The sequence below is a fragment of the Spirosoma migulaei genome, assembly GCF_054776855.1.
In genome coordinates, this window is record NZ_BAAHBG010000014.1 from 54,763 (window position 1) to 75,195 (window position 20,433).

The window sequence follows — 20,433 nt, forward strand, 5'->3', positions numbered from 1 at the left end:
ACGCAGGTTTTGGATTAGTGCAGTCTGTAAGTCGGCTTCGCTATGACGATTGGACAAGTCCAGACTCAGAAAACCGATGTGCGGGTTGTAGCGGCTACCAATGTCAATCTGATGGATGCGGTAGAAAAAGGAAAGTTCCGGGAAGATTTATATTATCGGCTAAACACCGTTCCCATTTTCGTCCCCCCTCTGCGCGAACGCGGCACCGACATCGAACTCCTGTTTCGCAAGTTTACATCCGACTTTGCCGAACGCTACCGTATTAATCCATTGCAGTTAACCGACGGAGCCAAGCAAACCTTGGTGGCGTATCCGTTTCCGGGTAACATCCGGCAGTTGAAGAATATTGCCGAGCAGATATCCATTCTCGAATCGGAACAGAATAAACCGATTGACGCCGAAACACTGGCAAAATACCTGCCTACATCCCAGCAACCCAACCGAACGCTGGCCCTGTTCCCACAAGCTCATGGGTCAACTGCCGAAAATTTTTCGGAACGCGAACTGCTCTACAAAGTGCTGTTTGATATGCGCCGGGACGTCAATGACCTCAAAAAACTAGTTCGTGATGTTCTCGGTAATGAACAGGACGGGCGGCAGATTCTACACAATCATAAAGACCTCTTCGACTCAATTTCGCCCGATAGTGACCTTCGCCCGGCGACGGATATAGGCGTAACCCGATTTCTGCCAGCTACCAATGGCTCTATTCGTCCAGAGAATCCACCGCCTTCTGAAACCTACGGAAGTCATCCACCCGTGCAAATTTTCGACGATGTAGATGGTGACGTCAATGAAGTGACGGAGGTAGAAGACGTAACCCACGAAACTGAGGAAGACGACTCGCTTTCACTCGAACGACAGGAGAAAGAAATGATCCTAAAAGCCCTTCGGCGTAATAACAACAAGCGTAAATACGCAGCTCAGGCACTTGGCATCTCCGAACGGACGTTATACCGGAAAATCAAACAATATGAAATTGATGAAGAGTAAAGTAGTAATGAATAATGTTCAATGGATAATGGATAATTGTTTAGAGCGCCCTATTCTCCTTACATTATTCATTATCCATTGTACATTATTCATTTCCTCCTGCGGTGTGTATTCTTTTACAGGTACAACGCTTAATCCAGCCATAAAAACGGTTACAGTAAATAACTTTGTACTGGCAACAGCAGGTGGTCCGGCCAACCTGCCCCTAACCTTTAATGAGAAACTAAAGGAATATTACCAGCGCTATACCAACCTTAAGGTAGTACCGGCCAACGGCGATATGGTGCTGGAAGGCAATATTACAGGTTATGATCTACTGGCCGTAGCGCCGACTGCCCAGGATCAGGCTGGGGTTAACCGACTGCAGATCACGGTACTGGCCCGATTTTATAACAATAAAGACGAAAGTAAGAACTTCGAGCAATCATTTTCATTTTATCAGGATTTCCCACAAGGCCAGACACTCAGTCAAAACGAAAGCCGGTTAGTCCCAAAAATTCTGGATCAGATCGTACTCGATATATTTAATAAAACTGCCGCCGACTGGTAAAAAGATTTACGAGGTACGAATTACGATGTTCGATGTAAAAATGTACTTTCGTAAATCGTAATTCGTACCTCGTAAATCGTATATCCCTTTGCTTGCCCTCGATAAAGAAACATTCTCGTACTGGGTCACCCATCCCGACGACCTGTCAACTACCGATTTCGTGCAGTTGCAGGAGAGTTTATCAACCTATCCGTACTGTCAATCGTTACATACACTAACAGCTAAGGCGGCTTCAATCCATCAGCGCAGCCAGGCCATATCCCATGTACGTCAGGCCGCAGCCCATGCATTGAGTCGTAATGCGTTACGTAAACTGATTGAGAATGAGTTTCAATGGTCCGAAAACCTGCTGACGAAACTCAATGAGTTATCAGCTAAACACGTCCCTATCCCCGACGATTATCAACAGGAAAGCTATGCACTGTTTAAGTCGAAGGCAGGGCTTAGCAACGGATTTCCAAAATTATCTCTGCTACGGTTACCTGTCCCAGGCGAAAATCGTCAGCTAGAAACAATACCTACCCCAGAAGATCCTACACTAGCTGAAACAAACCTGCAACATGAATTGGCGCAGATAGCTGAACCGGTCGTTGTTCAACCGGAACCCTCCCCCGCCGACCTGGAACGGCAACGGCAGTTCGACCTGATCGACAGTTTCATCAAGAATGAACCCCGGATCTCACCCGTACGAACCAAACTTGGCGAACCTTTGGCTCAGGAAGACCTAACCAAGCGTGCCAAGCCCGTTGGCGGTGGGTTAGTGACCGAAAGTTTTGCCAAAATTCTGGAGAAGCAGGGGAAAATAGATAAAGCCTGCGAAATGTACCGACAGTTAATGGTAAAAAATCCCGAAAAAAAGGCGTACTTTGCGGCAAAAATCAGTGAATTAGAGAACACGAAGAATTCGGCAGAGGACTAAGTTCAATTTTTCTCTAAATCTGTAAACGCATTAACCAAAATATTTAGCAACTTTTTTCATGATAACGGCAACTATTGTCATCATTTGTATTGTCACTGTTCTGCTAATTCTTATTGTATTAATTCAGAACTCAAAAGGAGGAGGATTAGCTGGCGAATTTGGTGGTCTGGGTTCTAACCAACTTATGGGTGTAAAGAAAACCACCGACCTGCTTGAACAAATTACCTGGGGACTTGGTATCGCCATGATGGTGCTATCGATGGCATCTTATATCTTGGTCGATCGCAATCAGGTAACGGGTATCAATAGCGCAAACGTTGATCGAGCACAAACCCAAACGCTGCCAGGTGCTGCCGCCCCAACGCCTGCTCCTAGCGCAGCGAACGGCGCTGCACCAAGCCAGGCTGTTCCAGGAGCCCAAACTCCAGGAGCATCCACTTCAGCGCTGACACCCCAGAAGTAAACCCGTATTCGGGCAACAAAAAAGCCAGACCGTTTCGAAACGGTCTGGCTTTTTTGTTGCCCACTAATTAGGCAACTGCCTGTGCCAGCAATTGCCGGGCAATAGGTAATAGTGTTTCCTGAACGGGGTAAGTTCGTTTACTCTCCAGCATATACGTTGCCGGATTAGGCAGATACCGGTGCCGTCGGATCAGGTCGAGTTTAATATTTTCAACCGTATTCACTAAACTCTTCTGCACAGCTTCAACAAAACGAAGCTGCACTAACCGACCACCAGGTTCCTGTTCAGAATAAAGTGTCATGGAAAAATAATAGACCTGCGTTTCGGCCTGATTGGTAGCATGAATGAGCAGATACCCCTCCTCCGGCCGCAATGGCAACAGACCTACTGGCGCTAGCGTCAGCGATTTAGCTATATCATCCCAGCGCTGCCGTCCCTCAGTTAACAAGGTTTGAAAGCGCGGCAGGGCAAATTCCATAATGGCATCCACTTCAGCCATAAAGGCAGGGTCCGTTACCTCAGATTTGTATTCGATTCGGGGCGGTGGTCCACTAACTCGACTGACACGCTTGGGGAAAGCCGCATTTAACGTACCTTTGCCCCTCGCAAAACGAATACCTGCATCGTAGTGACCGCGTAGTTCGGGTAGGTCCGGGAAGAGTTTGTATTCCGTAAAATTCTGCTGAACCGCCTGCAAGTATGCCATCACGACATATTTCTGATATTCGGCATCAAGCCAATTTTGCGTAAACCAGTCAGGTTGTAATTTTTTCATAAACCGGAAAAAGGCATTTTGTGGGTGTATGATTTGGTTAATCTAGGCAATCATTCGTAAACAACCAAATTCTATTCGCCAGAAGTGCATAACCTGCCGAAGGAAGTTTAGTCAATGTAGTGAATGGCAGTATGTCAGACAAAAACCTGAAAATTTGGCAGTTTACCGCATTGGCACAGTAATTGGCGGGTCCAGAACGTCGTGTAAGTACAGTACACAAACAGTTAATAACCTTAATCAACTCATTATCATGGTAGCAGAAACGGAAAGCGTTAAAGTGAACGTGAAACCGCTGGCCGACCGGGTGCTGGTAGAAGCCGCACCGGCTGAAGAAAAAACCTCGTTTGGAATTATCATTCCAGACACGGCGAAAGAAAAACCCCAGCGTGGTACGGTCGTTGCCGTTGGCGCAGGTAAGAAAGATGAGCCGCTGACGGTTCAGGTGGGCGATACGGTACTGTATGGCAAATATGCTGGTACAGAAATCACCGTTGATGGCAAAGAATACCTCATCATGCGTGAATCCGACATTTTCGCAATCCTGTAAGTTGAATGACTAATGCACAATGAATAATGTATAATGGCACCAAAAAGGTCATTGACACTATTCGCTTTTCATTCTTCATTTTACATTTTTCATTCTACATTTTCCCAAAACAATGGCTAAGAAAATATTTTTCGATACTGAAGCTCGTGAGCGCATTAAGAAGGGTGTTGACACCCTGGCCGACGCGGTGAAAGTTACCCTCGGTCCTAAAGGCCGCAACGTTATTCTTGATAAGAAATTCGGCTCACCTGTAATCACCAAAGATGGTGTAACGGTGGCCAAAGAAATTGAACTGAAAGACGCCATGGAAAACATGGGCGCTCAGTTGGTAAAAGAAGTTGCTTCGAAAACCGCTGATTCGGCTGGTGACGGAACAACTACCGCTACTGTATTGGCACAGGCGATCTACTCGATCGGTGCGAAAAACGTAGCGGCTGGTGCTAACCCAATGGATTTGAAGCGTGGCATTGAGAAAGCTGTTCTGGCTGTTGTTAAGAACCTTTCGGAGCAAGCTCAAACCATCGGTGATGACTTCGGCAAAATTGAACAAGTGGCTACCATCTCGGCTAACCATGACGAGGAAATCGGTAAAATGATTGCCGAAGCCATGAAGAAAGTAGGTAAAGAAGGTGTTATCACGGTTGAAGAAGCTCGCGGTACCGAAACGGAAGTTAAAACCGTAGAAGGTATGCAGTTCGACCGGGGTTACCTGTCGCCATACTTCGTAACGAACACCGAGAAAATGGAAGTTGAACTGGAGCGTCCGTTCATCCTGATTTCGGAAAAGAAAGTTTCGTCGATGAAAGAGTTGCTGCCCGTACTTGAGCAGGTTGCTCAAACAGGCCGGCCTCTGTTGATCATCGCTGAAGATGTTGATGGCGAAGCTCTGGCTACGCTGGTTGTTAACAAAATCCGTGGTGCCCTGAAAGTAGCTGCTGTTAAGGCTCCTGGCTTCGGCGATCGCCGGAAAGCTATGCTGGAAGACATCGCTATCCTGACAGGTGGCCAGGTTATCAGCGAAGAGCGCGGCTTCAAACTTGAAAACGCATCGATCGAATACCTGGGTCAGGCTGAAAAAATCCTGATCGACAAAGACAATACAACTATTGTTAACGGTGTTGGCGAGAAAGAAAACATTTCTGGTCGCGTAAACCAGATCAAAGCCCAAATCGAAAACACGACATCAGACTACGATCGCGAGAAATTGCAGGAGCGTCTGGCCAAACTGTCGGGTGGTGTGGCTATTCTCTACATCGGTGCTGCTACCGAAGTAGAAATGAAAGAAAAGAAAGATCGTGTTGACGATGCGCTGCATGCAACCCGTGCTGCTGTTGAAGAAGGTATCGTAACGGGTGGCGGTATCGCCCTGATCCGTGCTATCTCTTCGCTTGACGGTATCACAACAATCAATGAAGACGAAAAAACCGGTGTTAACATCATCCGTGTTGCCCTCGAATCACCTCTACGTACGATTGTAGCTAACGCCGGTGGCGAAGGTTCAGTTATCGTGAACAAGGTGAAAGATGGTCAGGGTGGATTTGGTTACAACGCCAAGAACGATACATTCGAAGATCTGTTTGCCGCTGGTGTAATCGATCCTAAGAAAGTAACGCGTCTTGCTCTGGAAAACGCAGCATCGATCGCTGGTCTGTTATTGACGACCGAGTGTGTTATTGCAGACGAGCCAGAAGAAGCTCCAGCTGGTGGCGGTCATGGTCACCCAGGCGGTGGCATGGGCGGCATGATGTAATATCAAGTTGCTGATTTTTTATAGAAACGCCCCTGGTCGAAAGATCGGGGGCGTTTTTTCTTAACTCCGTCAAGTGCGTTACCAAAAGCAGTAAAGCCACCTACCCAGGCAATTAAATTAGCGGCTTATTGTAGCTTTGATGGGAATATAACTAAGAGCATGTATGAAGAAATTCTTCTCCACAGAAGGGATTTTACAGGAAAGTGGCCTTACATTGATCAGGCTTATCGTCGGTTTGTTCCTGGTGTATCATGGCTGGGAAGTATTCGATGCGACTAAAATGAACGAATATGCAGCCTGGGATAATTTCAAGCAGGATTTCTCCCCTACGTTCATGGTTTATCTCGGCAAAGGTTCTGAATTGGTAGCTGGCCTGCTGCTTACCACCGGTTTATTAACCCGATTGGCCTGCCTACTTATTATAGGCACCATGCTTTACATTACGTTTTTTGTAGGTCATGGAAAATTTTGGTACGAGGACCAACATCCCTTTCTATTCGTACTTCTTGCGATGGTTTTCTTTTTTACCGGGCCTGGCAAATGGAGTCTGGATGCCTTACTTACAGGGAACCGTCTGAAAAGTTGACGTGCCGCCCTTTAATCAATTATGAGGCCATACAGGAAGCAATAACGTATGCATTACCATAACGTATGTTTCGTACAAGAAACTGTTGATAAGCCAATGGGATTACTCATCGAAACGGTTTGCAGAAATGGATTCGGAAGGTCAATAAAGGTGAGGGAACAGGCCTATTTCGCTTAGCTAAGCAGTCAAATTAACTGTTTGTAGACAGGTCAAAACCTAAACTATAGGCAAACAAAAAAGCCAAGCGAGATACTCTCTTGGCTTTCTGATTTACTCAACGTTATGAAAAACTTTTCTTTTCGACACAATTATAAAACAAAAATACAGAATTTTGATTCTTTTTAGTTAATTTTTTTTTGGATAAAATCGTAAAATCCTAATAATAAGTTCTTTATAAGAAAAACCGCACACTTTTAAACGATTATTTATAAGTAGATTTACTTATAAATACAGACACAAAACAATACACGAACAATAATTAATTAAACAAAAGCCCATCCCGAATCGTAACCGTTCGATCGGCGAGGGCGGCTAAAGCCTCATTGTGGGTTACTATAATAAACGTTTGACCCAGTTCGTCACGTAACTGAAAAAATAACTGGTGTAGCTCCTCTGCGTTCTTAGAATCAAGGTTCCCGCTAGGTTCATCTGCAAAGACAATGGCGGGTTGGTTTATCAACGCCCGCGCTACAGCTACCCGTTGTTGCTCACCTCCTGATAATTGAGAAGGTAAATTTGTTAAGCGATCGCGCAGGCCAAGCTTTACTAATAATTCGGTAGCTCGCTGCCGAACAGCACTCTCCTCCTTACCTGCTATAAACCCAGGCAGGCATACATTTTCAAGAGCCGTAAATTCGGGTAGCAGGTTATTGAACTGAAAGACAAAGCCAATCTGCTCGTTACGAAATTGAGCCAGCTGACGGTCATTTAATGCAAAGACATTTTGTCCGGCAATCTGCAATTCACCTGCATCAGGCCGATCGAGTGTACCCAGGATTTGAAGTAGGGTAGTTTTGCCAGCCCCTGATGCCCCTACAATAGAGACAACTTCACCCGATTCAATATTCAGGTTAATTCCTTTCAGAACGGGCAGATTGCCGTAGTTCCGGCGTATATCAGTAGTTTGAAGAAGCGAACTCATAGTGAATGATAAATGATGAATGATGAATGCCAAGCTGAAAAAGAACAACTGAGCGTGATTTTAGTCGATCACGTTCATCATTCTTCATTCATCATTCATCATTTCCTGTTAACTTGCCGCACAAAAATACGATTTCCAATCCTCCTTGTTGCAGTTGTCATGAATATACACGAGTATCAGGGTAAAGAAATTCTCAAAAAGTACGGTGTCCGCATTCAGGAGGGCATTGTAGCTGAGTCGCCCGAAAAAGCCGTTGAAGCCGCCAAACTGATTATTGCTCAATCGGGCCAGAAGTTTGTCGTGGTTAAGTCCCAAATCCATGCTGGCGGACGAGGAAAAGGCCAGATTGTGGGTTCTGAACAACGCGGAGTAGCCTTAGCCAAATCGGTCGATGCTGTGCGCGACATCGCCAAAAACCTCATCGGGAATGTACTGGTTACCCACCAGACAGGACCAGAAGGCAAGCGGGTCAACAAAGTTCTCATTGCTGAGGACGTTTATTATCCAGGTGCATCCTCCCCAAAAGAGATGTACATCGGCATCCTGCTCGACCGTACGAAAGCCTGCAACGTAATCATGGCCAGCACCGAAGGGGGTATGGACATTGAAGAAGTAGCAGAACACTCCCCCGAAAAGATCGTGAAGGAGTGGATCGACCCTGCCGTTGGTCTGCAACCTTTCCAGGCTCGTAAAGTAGCCTTTGGCCTTGGTCTGGAAGGGGAAGCCTTCAAGGAGATGGTGAAGTTTGTTACGTCGCTTTACAAAGCGTATGTAGATACAGACGCGTCGATGTTCGAAATTAACCCGGTTCTGAAAACATCGGACAACAAGATTCTGGCTGTCGATGCCAAAGTTAATTTGGACGACAATGCTCTCTATCGTCATCCCGATCTGAAAGCCATGCGCGATCTGGCCGAAGAAGATCCCCTTGAAGTGGAAGCCTCTGCCAGTGACCTGAACTATGTAAAACTCGACGGAAACGTAGGTTGTATGGTAAACGGCGCAGGTTTGGCCATGGCAACGATGGATATCATTAAACTGTCGGGTGGCGAACCGGCTAACTTCCTTGATGTTGGGGGTGGAGCGAATGCCAAGACGGTAGAAGCGGGTTTCCGTATTATCCTGAAAGATCCAAACGTAAAAGCCATTCTGATCAATATCTTCGGCGGTATCGTACGTTGCGACCGGGTAGCTACTGGTGTTGTTGAAGCTTACAAAGCCATTGGCGATATTCCGGTTCCAATCATTGTTCGTCTGCAAGGAACGAATGCAGCTGAAGGCGCTAAAATCATTGATGATTCAGGCCTCAAAGTACAGTCGGCCGTTGAGCTGAAAGAAGCTGCCGAAAAAGTACGGCAGGTTGTAGCAGCGTTGTAATTTCTGTCTGGGCCAAGCTCTGTCTTGGCCCAGGAGATATTTAAGAATTGGCCAAGCCAGAGCTTACCCAGACGAAAAAAGCCGGAACGAAAGTCCCGGCTTTTTCTACTATAAGTGCACGGATTAACGCCGTGCGCTGGCGTAGTACTTCTGCGCATCAGGTAATAATTTCTGCAAATCGGCAATCCGACGGGCATCAGATGGATGATCCGAAAAAAACTCAGCGGGTGCTTTACCACCACTTGCTTTTGCCATCCGTGTCCAGAACGTAATTGCCTCGGCAGGGTTATAACCCGCCATCGACATGAAAATCAGGCCAAGGTGATCCGCTTCTGACTCTTGGTTACGACTATGCGGTAGCGCCCCAAAATATTGATACATCAGGGGACCTCCTGTACCAATAGCTTGTTGAAATAAAGCTTGTGTCTGCGGGCTTTTTGAAGACGTAGCAATTCCAGCTGCAACTTGCCCAGCCTGCAATAGTCCATTAGCAACCAACCCTTCGCTCATTCGTTCGTTACCGTGTTCGGCAATAGCGTGCGACACTTCATGACCTAATACGGTTGCTAAACCCGCTTCGTTTTGCGTGTAGGGTAAAATACCGGAGTAGACAACAATTTTACCACCCGGCATACACCAGGCATTCACCTGATTACTCTGCACCAAATGGTATTCCCACTGGAAGCCTTCGAGCCGTTTAGAATACCCGTTGCTATTCATGTAACTTTCAACAGCCTGCCGAATACGATTGCCAACCCGATTAACCATTTCAGCGTCTCCGCTGCTGGTAGGAACAACCCGGCTTGTATCCAAGAATGCTTTATACTGAGTGAAACTCATGGCTAGCATATCATTATTAGGTACCAGGATCAGTTGTTTGCGGCCCGTTAAAGGCACTTTCTCGCAAGCTGTTACAGCAAAAGCGAGCGACAACATGACAATTATGATTTTTCTCATTTGTTTGTGTATTGTTTGGTAGAGTGTTCTGACGGTATATGACCTGCAAAGTACCAGAATTGTTCAAATTTTTCCGAATGGATGCGGTCTACCCCTCTTTAGTCCTTAGATTTGTGCCAATCTAAATAGTTTAGTAACGCGGATATCGTGTCCGCTTTTTACCTTATAAGAGCGGACACGATGTCCGCGTTACTTTATATGAAAATTATTTGCGTTGGTCGAAACTACGCCGACCATATCAAGGAACTCAATAATGAACAGCCCGAAGATCCAGTTATCTTCATGAAACCCGAAACGGCCATTCCCCTAAAAAACGAGCCATTTTTTTATCCTGACTTCTCCAGCGATGTTCATCACGAAGTTGAGATTCTGGTAAAAATTAACCGGGTGGGCAAGAACATCGACGAGAAATTCGCGCATAAATACTACGACGAAATTGGCGTTGGTATCGACTTCACAGCTCGGGATCTGCAAAGCAAGTTAAAAGCAAAAGGATTGCCCTGGGAGTTAGCCAAAGGATTCAACGGCTCCGCTCCTATTTCCTCTTTTGTTCCAAAGACGGATTTCCCGGATCTGCAAAATTTAAATTTCCATTTAGACATCAACGGCGAAACCAAACAAATTGGCAACACGAACCTGATGATGTTTAAGATTGATTACCTGATTTCATTTGTATCACGCTATTTCCTGCTTCAGCAAGGCGATATACTATTTACAGGAACACCCAAAGGTGTTGGCCCTGTAAAAATCGGCGATCGACTGACGGCCTTCATTGAAGATAAGCCCATGTTGACGTTTGACGTGAAGTAATCTCATCTTGTAAGGCCGAACCTTAGTCCGGCCTTACAAAGACTATTTACAATTTTGCTTTTGATACGTTTCCTTTTTTATACGTTCATTTCTATTCTGTTCTGTGTAGAACTGGCCACCGGACAATCGGCGAAACCAGTCTCATCAACTCAATCAGGACAGCCCCAAACAGGCTATATTCAACCCGGTACGCTTGTCGATGGCTACTTTATGTTTCCGATCCAGCCTGGGGCCAGTAATTCGTTGTCAGGTGGTATGGGGGATTTACGGCCCAATCACTTTCATGCTGGTTTAGATATCCGTACCGGTGGGCGCGAAGGGCTGGATGTCCATGCGGCTGCGGATGGGTATGTATCCCGAATTGCAGTTTTCACGGGTGGATATGGAAACGTGATTTTCATTAAACACCCCAATGGTCTGACCACCGTTTATGGTCACCTGAAAGCCTTAAAAGACACCCTTGGCCGTTTCCTCCGCGAGCAGCAATACGAGAAAAAAACATTTGAAATTGACCTGCGCCCTCAACCGGGCCAGTTCCCGGTTAAGCAGGGCGATGTTGTTGCGGCATCAGGAAATACTGGCGGATCGGGTGGGCCGCATTTACACTTCGAGATTCGGGATAATAAAGACAACCTGATTAACCCGTTGCTGTATAATTTCTCCGAAATTCAGGACAATGTACCGCCCTATTTTGAGCGCGTGGCCCTGAAAACAATGACCGCCACCTCGCGCATTAACGGCGAATACCAGCGTGTCAGTTACGCACCCGTACGCCGACCCGACGGCACGTATACCATTGTTCAGCCCATTACAGCTTCAGGATTAATTGGGATGGAAGTGCTGGCTTATGACAAAACCAGCGGTTCGCCTTATCGAAATGGCATCAGTTGCCTGGAAATCCGGCTCGATGGTCGCGAGGTGTTTTCGTATAACATGAATAGCTTCCCGAACGAGCAAACGCGGTTCATGAATGTTCATGAGAACTACGAGGTCGAGCAAATGAGTGGCCAGCGGTATCATCGGGGCTATATTGCCGATGGCAATATTTTGAATCTGTATAAGCTCCAAAGTAATGCCGCCTATCGCGGGCGGTTACCTCTATTAGACGGCCAGCCACACGAAGTTACCCTGACGCTCTATGATGCCTCCGATCAGTCAACACAGTTAACCTTTACGATTCTACCGGAAGCGGCACCGGCCAGTCAAATCCGGCCAGATTCATTGACAATTCCGCCGGCCAATTTTAGAGGGGAGTCACTAAGCGGTGAGCCGATAGCCACCATCACGACTGACGAAAATGTGCTGAAGCTAACGGTCAAGAATATTACCGCTTCAAGCCCACCGGTAGCTAAATTAATCACCGGCCGCGTAGTGACCGAGCAGCCAATTAGCTATATACGTAACAACCAAGCAGTTTATCTTATAGATTTGCGCCAGACTTTACCCGACTCCGTCCAGTTTGGCCGAAGTGTAATACGAACAAATTTTAAAAAGCGTATCATACCGGGCCGGAGCGAAGTAGTTGTCGATTGGAATACCCGACTGGAATTCAGTCCACGAACACTGTTTGATACGTTGCATCTGGCTATGCGGGCGTTGCCAGGGGGTGGGTTGGAAATAAATCAGTCGACCATTCCACTCAACGATTATTTAACGATCCACTACACACCGAATTATCCGATTGCCATTGATACGGCTCGAACGAAAGCATATTGGACGAGCGGTGGGAACGCAAGTTTTCTGGGGGGCACGTGGGCTAAAGGACATATTGAATTTAAAACCCGTTGGCTGGGGAAGTTTCAGTTAATGACCGACATCAATCCACCGAGGGTTGAAATTCTGTCGGCCACGCCTAAGGGAATTACGGCTCGTATTCGGGACGACCTGTCAGGCATTGCCGAATTCCGGGCGCTGGTCAATGGTGAGTGGGTGCTGATGCAGTACGATTACAAACGGGCATTACTCTGGTCCGATAAACTAAACCCAGATGAACCTTTCGAGGATGGTGCCGAGGTGTTAGTTCAGGTAAAAGACCGGTCGGGCAATATTGGTTCCGACACGACAACTATTGACGTACCCAGAGCACCCGTTCGGCGAAAAGCGGCTCCGAAGAAAAAGAGAAGATAAAAAAGCTTACTGAATACCGTAAACTGAATACAATAAACTGTAAACTGAATGAGCCTTTCTATCGGTGATCCAGCTCCCGACTTTACGAGCACTGACCAAAATGGCCAGCCCATTAGACTATCTGACTATCGGGGCAAAAAAGTGGTGCTCTACTTTTATCCTAAGGATGATACGCCGGGTTGTACTGCGCAAGCCTGTAGCCTACGCGACAACTACGCCGATTTACGCGCGGCCGGTTACGAAGTAGTGGGCGTTAGTGTGGATGACCAGAAAGCACACCAGAAATTCATTAAAAAATATGACCTCCCCTTTTCGCTCGTTGCCGATACAGATAACCAGTTAGTAGAAGCCTACGATGTATGGAAAGAGAAGTCGATGTATGGTCGGAAGTTTATGGGTACCGTCCGAACAACATTTATTATTGACGAGGCTGGTATCATCACAGATATCATCGGCAAAGTAGATACCCAAAACCACGCAAAACAAATTTTAACCTAATACGGGCAAGTCCCGTCATTTTTGATTGAAAAGCGGGTTCCCACCCGTACTACCTCATGGAAATCGAACAACTCAAAGGCACGGCTACGGCCGTTCGGCGCGATATTCTTCGCATGGTTGCCGCTGTTAATTCGGGTCACCCCGGCGGATCGTTAGGTTGCACTGATTTTTTTGTCGCCCTTTACTTCGAGGTGATGAACCGGAAAAAAGATGCCGACGGCACGCCTATTTTTGACATGGACGGCCGGGATGAAGACATCTTCTTCCTCTCGAATGGACATATTTCGCCCGTTTTTTATTCGGTGTTGGCACGGGCAGGCTATTTTCCTGTCGCGGAATTAGCCACTTTCCGTAAGTTAGATAGTCGGTTACAGGGACACCCTACAACGGCCGAACACCTTCCCGGCATTCGCATTGCGTCGGGTTCGCTAGGTCAGGGTTTATCCGTAGCCTGTGGAGCTGCTTATTCCAAAAAGCTCAATGGGGATAAAAACCATGTGTACGTCCTGATGGGCGATGGTGAGCAGCAGGAAGGCCAGATTTGGGAAGCCGCTCAGTTTGCTCCCAACAAAAAACTCGGCAACCTGACCGCCATCATCGACCTCAACCACGCTCAGATTGACGGCACGACAGACAACGTCAATAGCAACCGTGATCTGGCTGCCAAATACCGCGCTTTTGGCTGGTACGTCGAAGAGATGGAAGGAAATGACATTGCCGATGTCATTCATACCCTCAAAAAATCGCAGGAAGACCCGGATGTACCAACGATGATTCTAATGCACACCGAAATGGGCTTTGGCGTTGAATACATGGTGGGTAACTACAAATGGCACGGTACGGCTCCTAACGCCGAGCAGTTAACCCAGGCTCTGAACGGTCTGCCACTATCGATTGGTGTAACGGATTATTGATTGTTTAAAAACAGCATCCTGCTGTTTTTAACATAGCCCCATGAAAATCAAACGCCTGATCATCGAAAATTTCAAGTCCATTGAACGGATCGAGCTTGTTGAGCCGAATCCGTTCACGGTCTTTGTCGGCCCTAACGGGTCGGGTAAGTCGAATATTTTCGAGGCTTTGGAGTTTGTGAATCGCTGTTCAAAAGCCTTAGTCTCTGAGGTTTTTAGAGAATTTGGGGGAGTAACTAAAATTAGTCGCCGGAATGGCGCTGACATAGATAGGTTTCACTTTAACGCTGAATTTGACAAAGAGAGTGAGGTCACCAATATGGAGTTTGCTTACAACACTATCACGGATAAGATTAAGCAGCCCAATCATATTGATGATGCATGGCTTCATTTACGCCAGGATACAGTGGACCAATTTTATCAACGTTTCGGCCGAATTTTTGTCAGTAATGAAAAGCTATTAAAAGTCAACTATCAAGATGATCGCTCCCTTAATATAGCTGCAACTAATTTGGAAGCTGTTTTAAAGCGAATTCTAACGGACAATGTACTTCGGGTTGAAATCTTTGAATGGTTAGAATTATTCGTTCCTGGATTTAAAGCCGTTGAGGTGGATGATCGGGATGAACTCCACTGGTTCGAGGAATTTGCCCCCAGTTATTTCACTAAAGACCTAATCTCCGACGGAACATACAACATTCTGGCGATACTTGCCGCTGTTTATCAAAGTGACGATAAGCCTCAATTTCTTTGTATCGAAGAGCCCGAAAATGGCCTTCATCCACAGGTTGCGCGTGAGTTAGTAGACTTTTTTCGTATCATGTGCGAAGAACGGGGCCATCACATTTGGCTAAATACACACTCGCAATCCATGATCTCCCGGCTTAAACCTGAAGAAATGGTTATCGTCGATAAGAAACAGGGAGCTACGCGAATCAAGCAGATTTCAAAGGAGGAATTTAAAAATTGGCGGATGGACGAAGCCTTACTAATGAATGCTTTCGGAGGTGGGCTTGCGTGGTAAATGTTGGTTTTATTTGTGAAGGTAAAACAGAACAAGAAATTATTGAATCAACCAATTTTCAAGATTGGCTCAATCGAAATAGCTTAAGGTGTGTTAATCCTGTTTTCGATGTTGCTGGAAGTGGTAATCTACTACCTCATCGTCTCGCAGATATCCGCGATACACTATTTAGGAATGGAGCTAACATCATTGTTATTATAACTGACCTCGACCAAGATGAGTGTATTACGGTAACGCGTCAGCGTATAACTCAACAAGATAATCAAGTTGTGATTGTTGCTGTAAAACAAATCGAATCTTGGTTTTTAAGTGATTCAACTACTTTACGCCGACTGTTTTCAGATAATACATTTGAGTTTATAAATCCAGAAGCAGAGGATAATCCATTTGCTACCTTAAAGCGCTTATTTGAATTAAAGACTCAGCGGGGTATTGGTACAAAACCGATGTTAGCCCGACGAATGTTGAAGTACGGTTTCAGCATCGAAAACGCGGCTCAGCACCCAAATTGTACCAGTGCCAATTATTTTTTAACCAAATTGCAAACCCTCGCTTCGGCGAATTAATATAGACCATGAAAAAATACGAGTATACCGAGAAAAAAGATACGCGTTCGGGTTTCGGCGCGGGTATATCTGAACTGGGCCGGACGAATCCTAACGTTATTGCCCTGACAGCCGATTTAGCGGGTTCGCTCAAGTTGGAGACATTTATTAAAGAATATCCAGAACGGTTCGTTCAGTGTGGGATTGCCGAAGCCAATATGATTGGTGTATCGGCGGGTTTGACCATTGGTGGTCACATTCCGTTTGCCACAACCTTTGCCAACTTCGCTACGGGCCGGGTGTATGACCAGATTCGTCAGTCGGTGGCGTACTCGAATAAGAATGTTAAAATCTGTGCTTCCCACGCAGGCTTAACCTTAGGCGAAGATGGTGCTACACACCAGATTCTGGAAGATTTGGGCATGATGAAAATGTTGCCCAACATGACCGTCATCAATCCATGCGATTACAATCAAACCAAAGCGGCTACACTTGCCATTGCTGAGCATGTGGGTCCGGTTTATTTGCGCTTCGGTCGCCCGGTGATTCCTGTGTTTACCCCCGCCGATCAGAAATTTGAGATTGGTAAGGCCTGGACCGTTAATGAAGGAAAAGACGTATCTATTTTCTGCACAGGTCACCTGGTTTGGGAAGCCATCAAAGCCGGTGAAATTCTTGCCGAACAGGGAATCGAAGCCGATATTATCAATATTCACACGATTAAGCCGTTAGATGAAGAGGCTATTCTGGCATCGGTGAAGAAAACGGGCTGCGCCGTATCGGCAGAAGAGCACATGATTAATGGTGGGTTGGGCGATAGCGTTGCACAGGTTCTGGCACAAAACTTCCCTGCTCCACTCGAATATATCGGCGTTCATGATACCTTCGGCGAAAGCGGTACACCTGATCAACTGATGCAGAAATATGGCCTGACTGCCAACAAAATTGTTGAGCAGGTTAAGAAAGTAATGGCACGAAAATAGGTTTACGGTTTTTGGTTTACGGTTTACGGTTGGCTGGCGCGAAAGCAGTTTACATGCGCCAACCAACCGTAAACCAAAAACCTAAAACCGTAAACCATGAAACAATGACTGACGCAGAAATCCTCGCCAAATACCGCGACCCGTCAAGCCGGAATTTTGCCTTTAATCTGCTGGTACGCCAATACCAGCAGAAAATTTATTGGCATATCCGTAAAATGGTCATTGACCATGACGATACCGACGACCTGGTGCAGGAAACGTTCATAAAAGTGTGGAACAGCCTGGAACAGTTTCGGGGTGATAGTCAGTTATATACCTGGATATACCGAATTGCCACCAACGAATGTCTTAACTTTCTGAATAAGAAACGTCGACGTTTTTTTCTGCCGATTGGCGACGTGGAAGGTGAGTTAATGCAGAAGCTGGAAAGCAATGCCGATTATGTTACATCGGGCAACGAACTCAGTGGTGAAGACGTACAGTTAAAACTGCAAAAGGCGCTGTTAAAATTACCAGATAAACAGCGGTTAGTGTTCAACATGAAGTACTTCGATGATATGAAGTACGAAGAAATTTCGGACATTACCGGTACATCGGTTGGTGCCTTAAAAGCATCGTATCACCTGGCGGTTAAAAAAATTGAGGATTATTTGACTAAAACTGATACAACCGATTAAACCACAGCCGCTTTAGACTGTCCAATCTGCAAACACGGGAATGAAATTGTGTATTAGATACACACCACGATAATGACTAATAAAAACGAATTTCGGCTTGATGAACTGCCACCTGAGCATCCCATGCGGCAATTGCCGTTTGTGGCACCAGACGGTTATTTTGACACGTTGCCATCGCGCGTGCAGGCTCGCGCGATTCGTAAGTCGAAGCCGGCCTTCCGTATTACCTGGTCCTGGCAACGTACAGTAGCCTCGCTGGCAGGAGCTAGCCTGATTGCTGTACTTGTTTGGCAAACCTTGCCTCAACGGCAGGAATCGTTGGGGAGTGAGGCATTGGCTGGTGTAAGCAATGAAGTTATTACCGCTTATCTTGACGAACAGGGCGTTGATGCAAATGAACTAGCCGATGCTCAACAGCTTCATTCTTCATTAGGGAGTGATACAACAGCGATTCAGTTTCTTAATGTGCAGCCGATCGACATTCAGCAACATATCAAAGAAGAAACTGGACTGGACAATACGAATCTCGGTTCCTGATTTTTTAGCATGGTTAACTTTACCACAATGAGACACGCATGGATTGGTTGGCTGGTTGGGCTGGTGTTTATGGCACAGGTGGCCAGCGCACAGAACGACGTCAACGGACGGCAGAAGATAGAAGCGGCTAAGATTGGCCTGATCACGAATCGGCTTAACCTAACAACCGATCAGGCTCCGCAATTTTGGGCGGTTTACAATGAATACAACGCCAAGAAGCAGGAATTAAACCGTCGGATTCGGCAATTGAACAACGAACCGTCGCGTACAAACCTAAACGATAATCAATTAGTGAACGGGTTGCGGGAAGTCAATGCCACCAAGCAAAAACTGGCTGATCTTGATGACGAATACATGGGCCGTTTCCTAAAAGTAATTAGTCCGCAACAATTGGCTGAGTTGTACAAGACCGAGCAGATGTTTAATAAAATGCTGCTCAATAAATTGAATCAAGGCAACTGAACCGCACGGGCGGCCCCGCAGGGTTTAGCTGATTGAGGGATTAATCCGATTTTGTTTTATAATTCGCTTCGAAGAAGCGCAAAACAAAATCGGATTAATCCCTCAATCAGCTAAATCCCGGTCTAGTAACGCACCACCTTAAATCTTGAAATGCCCCCATCGAAACGGATGGACATTTTCTTCTTGCTGGCATCGTAACCAGGGCTTTCAAATTCGCCACCACCAACGTCGGTAAAATCATCCAGCTGTTCCAGATTCAGGGCACCGTCTTTCTTGATCCGACAACCCACTTCTTTCGGAACCCGGACCGTTACTGAAGCCGCTCCCACGTTTAACTTTATCTCAGACAGATCGGCTTTGGCACCGAGTTTTAAATCCAGATCGGCAGCTCCGGCGCCAATTTTCAGGCTCTTGACAGCATAAGCACTTAAGTCCAAATCCCCCTGCCCTGCTCCAAGTGCTACGTCCATTGTCCAGACAGGCGTAGCGTTCAGGTGCACATCAACCCGATTCTCGAACTTGCCATCTTTCAGATCAATGTGTTGATCGTCATCCGTGGGCTTTAGTTCAATGGTTGGGATATGGGTGGTTTCATCCCGATCTACCGACATCGAATAACTACCCGAGGTTTGTTTTGTATCGGCTTTGATAAGTTCCGTACTGGGATCGCTGATGGTAAACCGGCCAGCGCCCCCCGACAATTTCAAGACAGCTTCACGAGTATCAACATCCATTGTTTCAGCAAACGTGTTAGTCTGGATTCTTGTGTTCTCCGAATCCCGATGCTCACGCTCCGACCGATAATCGTCATCCGTATTATCGTCGTCATCGCTGTCGTTATTTCCATTGTCATCATCGTCGTCATCATTATCATGCCAGCGCATGTTGAACTCATCGTGGTTTCGATTATGCGACAGGAACCCGAACAATGTTGTTGGCACGGCTACAGCCAGCATGACAGTTGTAACAAAAGCTGCCGGATTTCCACGACGTTCCAGAATCAGGTTTACACCCGCCAGAATTAGCAATACTGGCCATAAATTCACTAATGAATGCCAGTCTATATCGAGCATTCCGGCCCGCCGGGCTAAAAACAACACCCCCAGCGTTAACAGGAAAATGCCCCAGAACAATCCATTTTTTCGTTGCATAAGTTTTAAGGATGTATGATGTAGGATATATGATGTATTAACTTAATACATCATATATCCTACATCATACATTTTTTAAAGGGTTCCGTTTGGGTCGTTGGTGGTTGTATTATCGTAAGGAGGTTTGATCCGATCCTTAAAAATCAGCCACAAACCAATTGCGATCAGAATAAACGGCCATAGATCACCAAAGTCAATGTCGAAATAACGGTCCAGTAAAAACAGGACACCCAGGATAATCAGTACGGCCCCGCCAATAATGCTACGGTCGGGTGATGCAGGCTTGTTCGGATTGTAGGGATTCATGGCAAAATAAGGATTAGAGAAAGCTGACGACTGGGATACAGAACCATCGAAACGGCGCTCGGGTAATGCGATCCACAAGATAATGTAAATGATGATGGCCGGAAAGTGCGGCAGGAAAATTCCGATCACAAATAGTACGCGTACCAATGCACGATCAATGCCAAAATAATCGGCCAAACCAGCACACACGCCCCCAATTTGGGCCTGGTCGGCAATACGTTCTAATCGCTTGTTCATGGCTTCTTTCCGGAACGCCGGACCGTTGTTTAAATCCGATGTAAACCTAATAGATAGCTATTTTGCCCCAAAGGAGATTTGGAAGAATGGACGCGGCTATGGATAGA

The 20,433-nt window shown here is 46.3% G+C and carries 22 protein-coding genes and 1 pseudogene; 18 read left to right on the plus strand and 5 right to left on the minus strand.

Annotated features, from left to right (window positions below):
• Positions 1–57: 57 nt before the first annotated feature.
• The 4 genes and pseudogenes from ACYVGO_RS18155 to secG form a co-directional block, all read left to right on the plus strand.
• Positions 58–993: pseudogene (locus ACYVGO_RS18155) on the plus strand (AAA-type ATPase lid domain-containing protein); the annotation flags it as partial.
• A 106-nt stretch (positions 994–1,099) separates the two neighbouring features.
• The gene (lptE, locus tag ACYVGO_RS18160) at positions 1,100–1,543 is read left to right on the plus strand and encodes an LPS assembly lipoprotein LptE (protein ID WP_371731997.1); all 444 of its coding nucleotides are present in this window, start codon (positions 1,100–1,102) and stop codon (positions 1,541–1,543) included.
• Between the two features lie 88 nt (positions 1,544–1,631).
• Complete coding sequence (locus ACYVGO_RS18165; RefSeq protein WP_460970469.1) at positions 1,632–2,462, plus strand: hypothetical protein; 831 nt, start codon at positions 1,632–1,634, stop codon at positions 2,460–2,462.
• Between the two features lie 58 nt (positions 2,463–2,520).
• On the plus strand, positions 2,521–2,925 hold the full coding sequence (secG, locus tag ACYVGO_RS18170; protein WP_142772120.1) for a preprotein translocase subunit SecG: 405 nt from the start codon (positions 2,521–2,523) through the stop codon (positions 2,923–2,925).
• A 67-nt stretch (positions 2,926–2,992) separates the two neighbouring features.
• Here secG and ACYVGO_RS18175 read toward each other — a convergent pair whose 3' ends face one another.
• On the minus strand, positions 2,993–3,700 hold the full coding sequence (locus ACYVGO_RS18175; protein WP_142772119.1) for a hypothetical protein: 708 nt from the start codon (positions 3,698–3,700) through the stop codon (positions 2,993–2,995).
• A gap of 250 nt (positions 3,701–3,950) precedes the next feature.
• Between ACYVGO_RS18175 and ACYVGO_RS18180 the strand changes: the two genes are divergently transcribed.
• The 3 genes from ACYVGO_RS18180 (at position 3,951) to ACYVGO_RS18190 (ending at position 6,583) form a co-directional block, all read left to right on the plus strand.
• Positions 3,951–4,247, plus strand: a complete 297-nt coding sequence (locus ACYVGO_RS18180) for a co-chaperone GroES (RefSeq protein ID WP_012925587.1) — start codon at positions 3,951–3,953, stop codon at positions 4,245–4,247.
• 112 nt (positions 4,248–4,359) lie between these two features.
• On the plus strand, positions 4,360–5,997 hold the full coding sequence (groL, locus tag ACYVGO_RS18185) for a chaperonin GroEL (protein WP_142772118.1): 1,638 nt from the start codon (positions 4,360–4,362) through the stop codon (positions 5,995–5,997).
• A gap of 163 nt (positions 5,998–6,160) precedes the next feature.
• Positions 6,161–6,583, plus strand: coding sequence for a DoxX family protein (locus tag ACYVGO_RS18190; protein ID WP_460970470.1), 423 nt, complete (start codon positions 6,161–6,163; stop codon positions 6,581–6,583).
• Positions 6,584–7,061: 478 nt separating this feature from the next.
• Here the strand turns inward: ACYVGO_RS18190 and ACYVGO_RS18195 are convergent, their stop codons facing one another.
• Positions 7,062–7,724 carry an ABC transporter ATP-binding protein gene (locus ACYVGO_RS18195; protein WP_142772116.1) on the minus strand — a complete coding sequence of 221 codons (663 nt, stop codon included), beginning with the start codon at positions 7,722–7,724 and terminating at the stop codon, positions 7,062–7,064.
• Between the two features lie 159 nt (positions 7,725–7,883).
• On the opposite strand from ACYVGO_RS18195, the gene sucC reads away from it, so the two are divergent.
• Positions 7,884–9,101 carry an ADP-forming succinate--CoA ligase subunit beta gene (gene sucC, locus ACYVGO_RS18200; RefSeq protein ID WP_142772115.1) on the plus strand — a complete coding sequence of 406 codons (1,218 nt, stop codon included), beginning with the start codon at positions 7,884–7,886 and terminating at the stop codon, positions 9,099–9,101.
• A 123-nt stretch (positions 9,102–9,224) separates the two neighbouring features.
• On the opposite strand, the gene ACYVGO_RS18205 is transcribed toward sucC, so the two are convergent.
• Entirely contained in the window at positions 9,225–10,058 is an 834-nt protein-coding gene (locus ACYVGO_RS18205; RefSeq protein WP_142772114.1) for a M48 family metallopeptidase, read from the minus strand.
• Positions 10,059–10,256: 198 nt separating this feature from the next.
• Between ACYVGO_RS18205 and ACYVGO_RS18210 the strand changes: the two genes are divergently transcribed.
• From ACYVGO_RS18210 to ACYVGO_RS18255, 10 genes are all read left to right on the plus strand, one after another.
• Positions 10,257–10,868 (plus strand): fumarylacetoacetate hydrolase family protein, encoded by a 612-nt coding sequence (locus tag ACYVGO_RS18210; protein WP_142772113.1) that lies wholly within the window; start codon positions 10,257–10,259, stop codon positions 10,866–10,868.
• Positions 10,869–11,078: 210 nt separating this feature from the next.
• Complete coding sequence (locus ACYVGO_RS18215; protein ID WP_460970508.1) at positions 11,079–12,995, plus strand: M23 family metallopeptidase; 1,917 nt, start codon at positions 11,079–11,081, stop codon at positions 12,993–12,995.
• 48 nt (positions 12,996–13,043) lie between these two features.
• Entirely contained in the window at positions 13,044–13,493 is a 450-nt protein-coding gene (bcp, locus tag ACYVGO_RS18220) for a thioredoxin-dependent thiol peroxidase (protein WP_460970471.1), read from the plus strand.
• 56 nt (positions 13,494–13,549) lie between these two features.
• Complete coding sequence (locus tag ACYVGO_RS18225; protein ID WP_460970472.1) at positions 13,550–14,407, plus strand: transketolase; 858 nt, start codon at positions 13,550–13,552, stop codon at positions 14,405–14,407.
• Positions 14,408–14,447: 40 nt separating this feature from the next.
• Positions 14,448–15,428, plus strand: coding sequence for an AAA family ATPase (locus tag ACYVGO_RS18230; protein ID WP_460970473.1), 981 nt, complete (start codon positions 14,448–14,450; stop codon positions 15,426–15,428).
• Positions 15,422–15,994, plus strand: a complete 573-nt coding sequence (locus ACYVGO_RS18235) for a hypothetical protein (protein WP_460970474.1) — start codon at positions 15,422–15,424, stop codon at positions 15,992–15,994. The genes ACYVGO_RS18230 and ACYVGO_RS18235 overlap by 7 nt, the downstream gene beginning before the upstream one ends.
• An 8-nt stretch (positions 15,995–16,002) precedes the next feature.
• Positions 16,003–16,956, plus strand: a complete 954-nt coding sequence (locus ACYVGO_RS18240; protein WP_460970475.1) for a transketolase family protein — start codon at positions 16,003–16,005, stop codon at positions 16,954–16,956.
• Between the two features lie 104 nt (positions 16,957–17,060).
• Entirely contained in the window at positions 17,061–17,633 is a 573-nt protein-coding gene (locus ACYVGO_RS18245; protein ID WP_142772106.1) for an RNA polymerase sigma factor, read from the plus strand.
• Between the two features lie 72 nt (positions 17,634–17,705).
• Positions 17,706–18,170, plus strand: a complete 465-nt coding sequence (locus tag ACYVGO_RS18250; RefSeq protein WP_142772105.1) for a hypothetical protein — start codon at positions 17,706–17,708, stop codon at positions 18,168–18,170.
• 9 nt (positions 18,171–18,179) lie between these two features.
• Positions 18,180–18,632: a hypothetical protein gene (locus ACYVGO_RS18255; protein WP_142772104.1), complete on the plus strand. Its 453-nt coding sequence runs from the start codon at positions 18,180–18,182 to the stop codon at positions 18,630–18,632.
• A gap of 122 nt (positions 18,633–18,754) precedes the next feature.
• Here the strand turns inward: ACYVGO_RS18255 and ACYVGO_RS18260 are convergent, their stop codons facing one another.
• Both ACYVGO_RS18260 and ACYVGO_RS18265 read right to left on the minus strand, forming a co-directional pair.
• Complete coding sequence (locus tag ACYVGO_RS18260; protein ID WP_142772103.1) at positions 18,755–19,783, minus strand: LiaI-LiaF-like domain-containing protein; 1,029 nt, start codon at positions 19,781–19,783, stop codon at positions 18,755–18,757.
• 75 nt (positions 19,784–19,858) lie between these two features.
• A complete protein-coding gene (locus ACYVGO_RS18265) occupies positions 19,859–20,326 on the minus strand; it encodes a PspC domain-containing protein (RefSeq protein ID WP_460970476.1) in 468 nt (155 codons plus the stop codon).
• Positions 20,327–20,433: the final 107 nt, after the last annotated feature.

Coding starts and splice junctions, on each gene's coding strand:
- secG (WP_142772120.1), top strand. CDS start 2,521: ATGATAACGGCAACTATTGTCATCATTTGTATTGTCACTGTTCTGCTA.
- ACYVGO_RS18175 (WP_142772119.1), bottom strand. CDS start 3,700: ATGAAAAAATTACAACCTGACTGGTTTACGCAAAATTGGCTTGATGCC.
- ACYVGO_RS18180 (WP_012925587.1), top strand. CDS start 3,951: ATGGTAGCAGAAACGGAAAGCGTTAAAGTGAACGTGAAACCGCTGGCC.
- groL (WP_142772118.1), top strand. CDS start 4,360: ATGGCTAAGAAAATATTTTTCGATACTGAAGCTCGTGAGCGCATTAAG.
- ACYVGO_RS18190 (WP_460970470.1), top strand. CDS start 6,161: ATGAAGAAATTCTTCTCCACAGAAGGGATTTTACAGGAAAGTGGCCTT.
- ACYVGO_RS18195 (WP_142772116.1), bottom strand. CDS start 7,724: ATGAGTTCGCTTCTTCAAACTACTGATATACGCCGGAACTACGGCAAT.
- sucC (WP_142772115.1), top strand. CDS start 7,884: ATGAATATACACGAGTATCAGGGTAAAGAAATTCTCAAAAAGTACGGT.
- ACYVGO_RS18205 (WP_142772114.1), bottom strand. CDS start 10,058: ATGAGAAAAATCATAATTGTCATGTTGTCGCTCGCTTTTGCTGTAACA.
- ACYVGO_RS18210 (WP_142772113.1), top strand. CDS start 10,257: ATGAAAATTATTTGCGTTGGTCGAAACTACGCCGACCATATCAAGGAA.
- ACYVGO_RS18215 (WP_460970508.1), top strand. CDS start 11,079: ATGTTTCCGATCCAGCCTGGGGCCAGTAATTCGTTGTCAGGTGGTATG.
- bcp (WP_460970471.1), top strand. CDS start 13,044: ATGAGCCTTTCTATCGGTGATCCAGCTCCCGACTTTACGAGCACTGAC.
- ACYVGO_RS18225 (WP_460970472.1), top strand. CDS start 13,550: ATGGAAATCGAACAACTCAAAGGCACGGCTACGGCCGTTCGGCGCGAT.
- ACYVGO_RS18230 (WP_460970473.1), top strand. CDS start 14,448: ATGAAAATCAAACGCCTGATCATCGAAAATTTCAAGTCCATTGAACGG.
- ACYVGO_RS18240 (WP_460970475.1), top strand. CDS start 16,003: ATGAAAAAATACGAGTATACCGAGAAAAAAGATACGCGTTCGGGTTTC.
- ACYVGO_RS18245 (WP_142772106.1), top strand. CDS start 17,061: ATGACTGACGCAGAAATCCTCGCCAAATACCGCGACCCGTCAAGCCGG.
- ACYVGO_RS18250 (WP_142772105.1), top strand. CDS start 17,706: ATGACTAATAAAAACGAATTTCGGCTTGATGAACTGCCACCTGAGCAT.
- ACYVGO_RS18255 (WP_142772104.1), top strand. CDS start 18,180: ATGGTTAACTTTACCACAATGAGACACGCATGGATTGGTTGGCTGGTT.
- ACYVGO_RS18260 (WP_142772103.1), bottom strand. CDS start 19,783: ATGCAACGAAAAAATGGATTGTTCTGGGGCATTTTCCTGTTAACGCTG.
- ACYVGO_RS18265 (WP_460970476.1), bottom strand. CDS start 20,326: ATGAACAAGCGATTAGAACGTATTGCCGACCAGGCCCAAATTGGGGGC.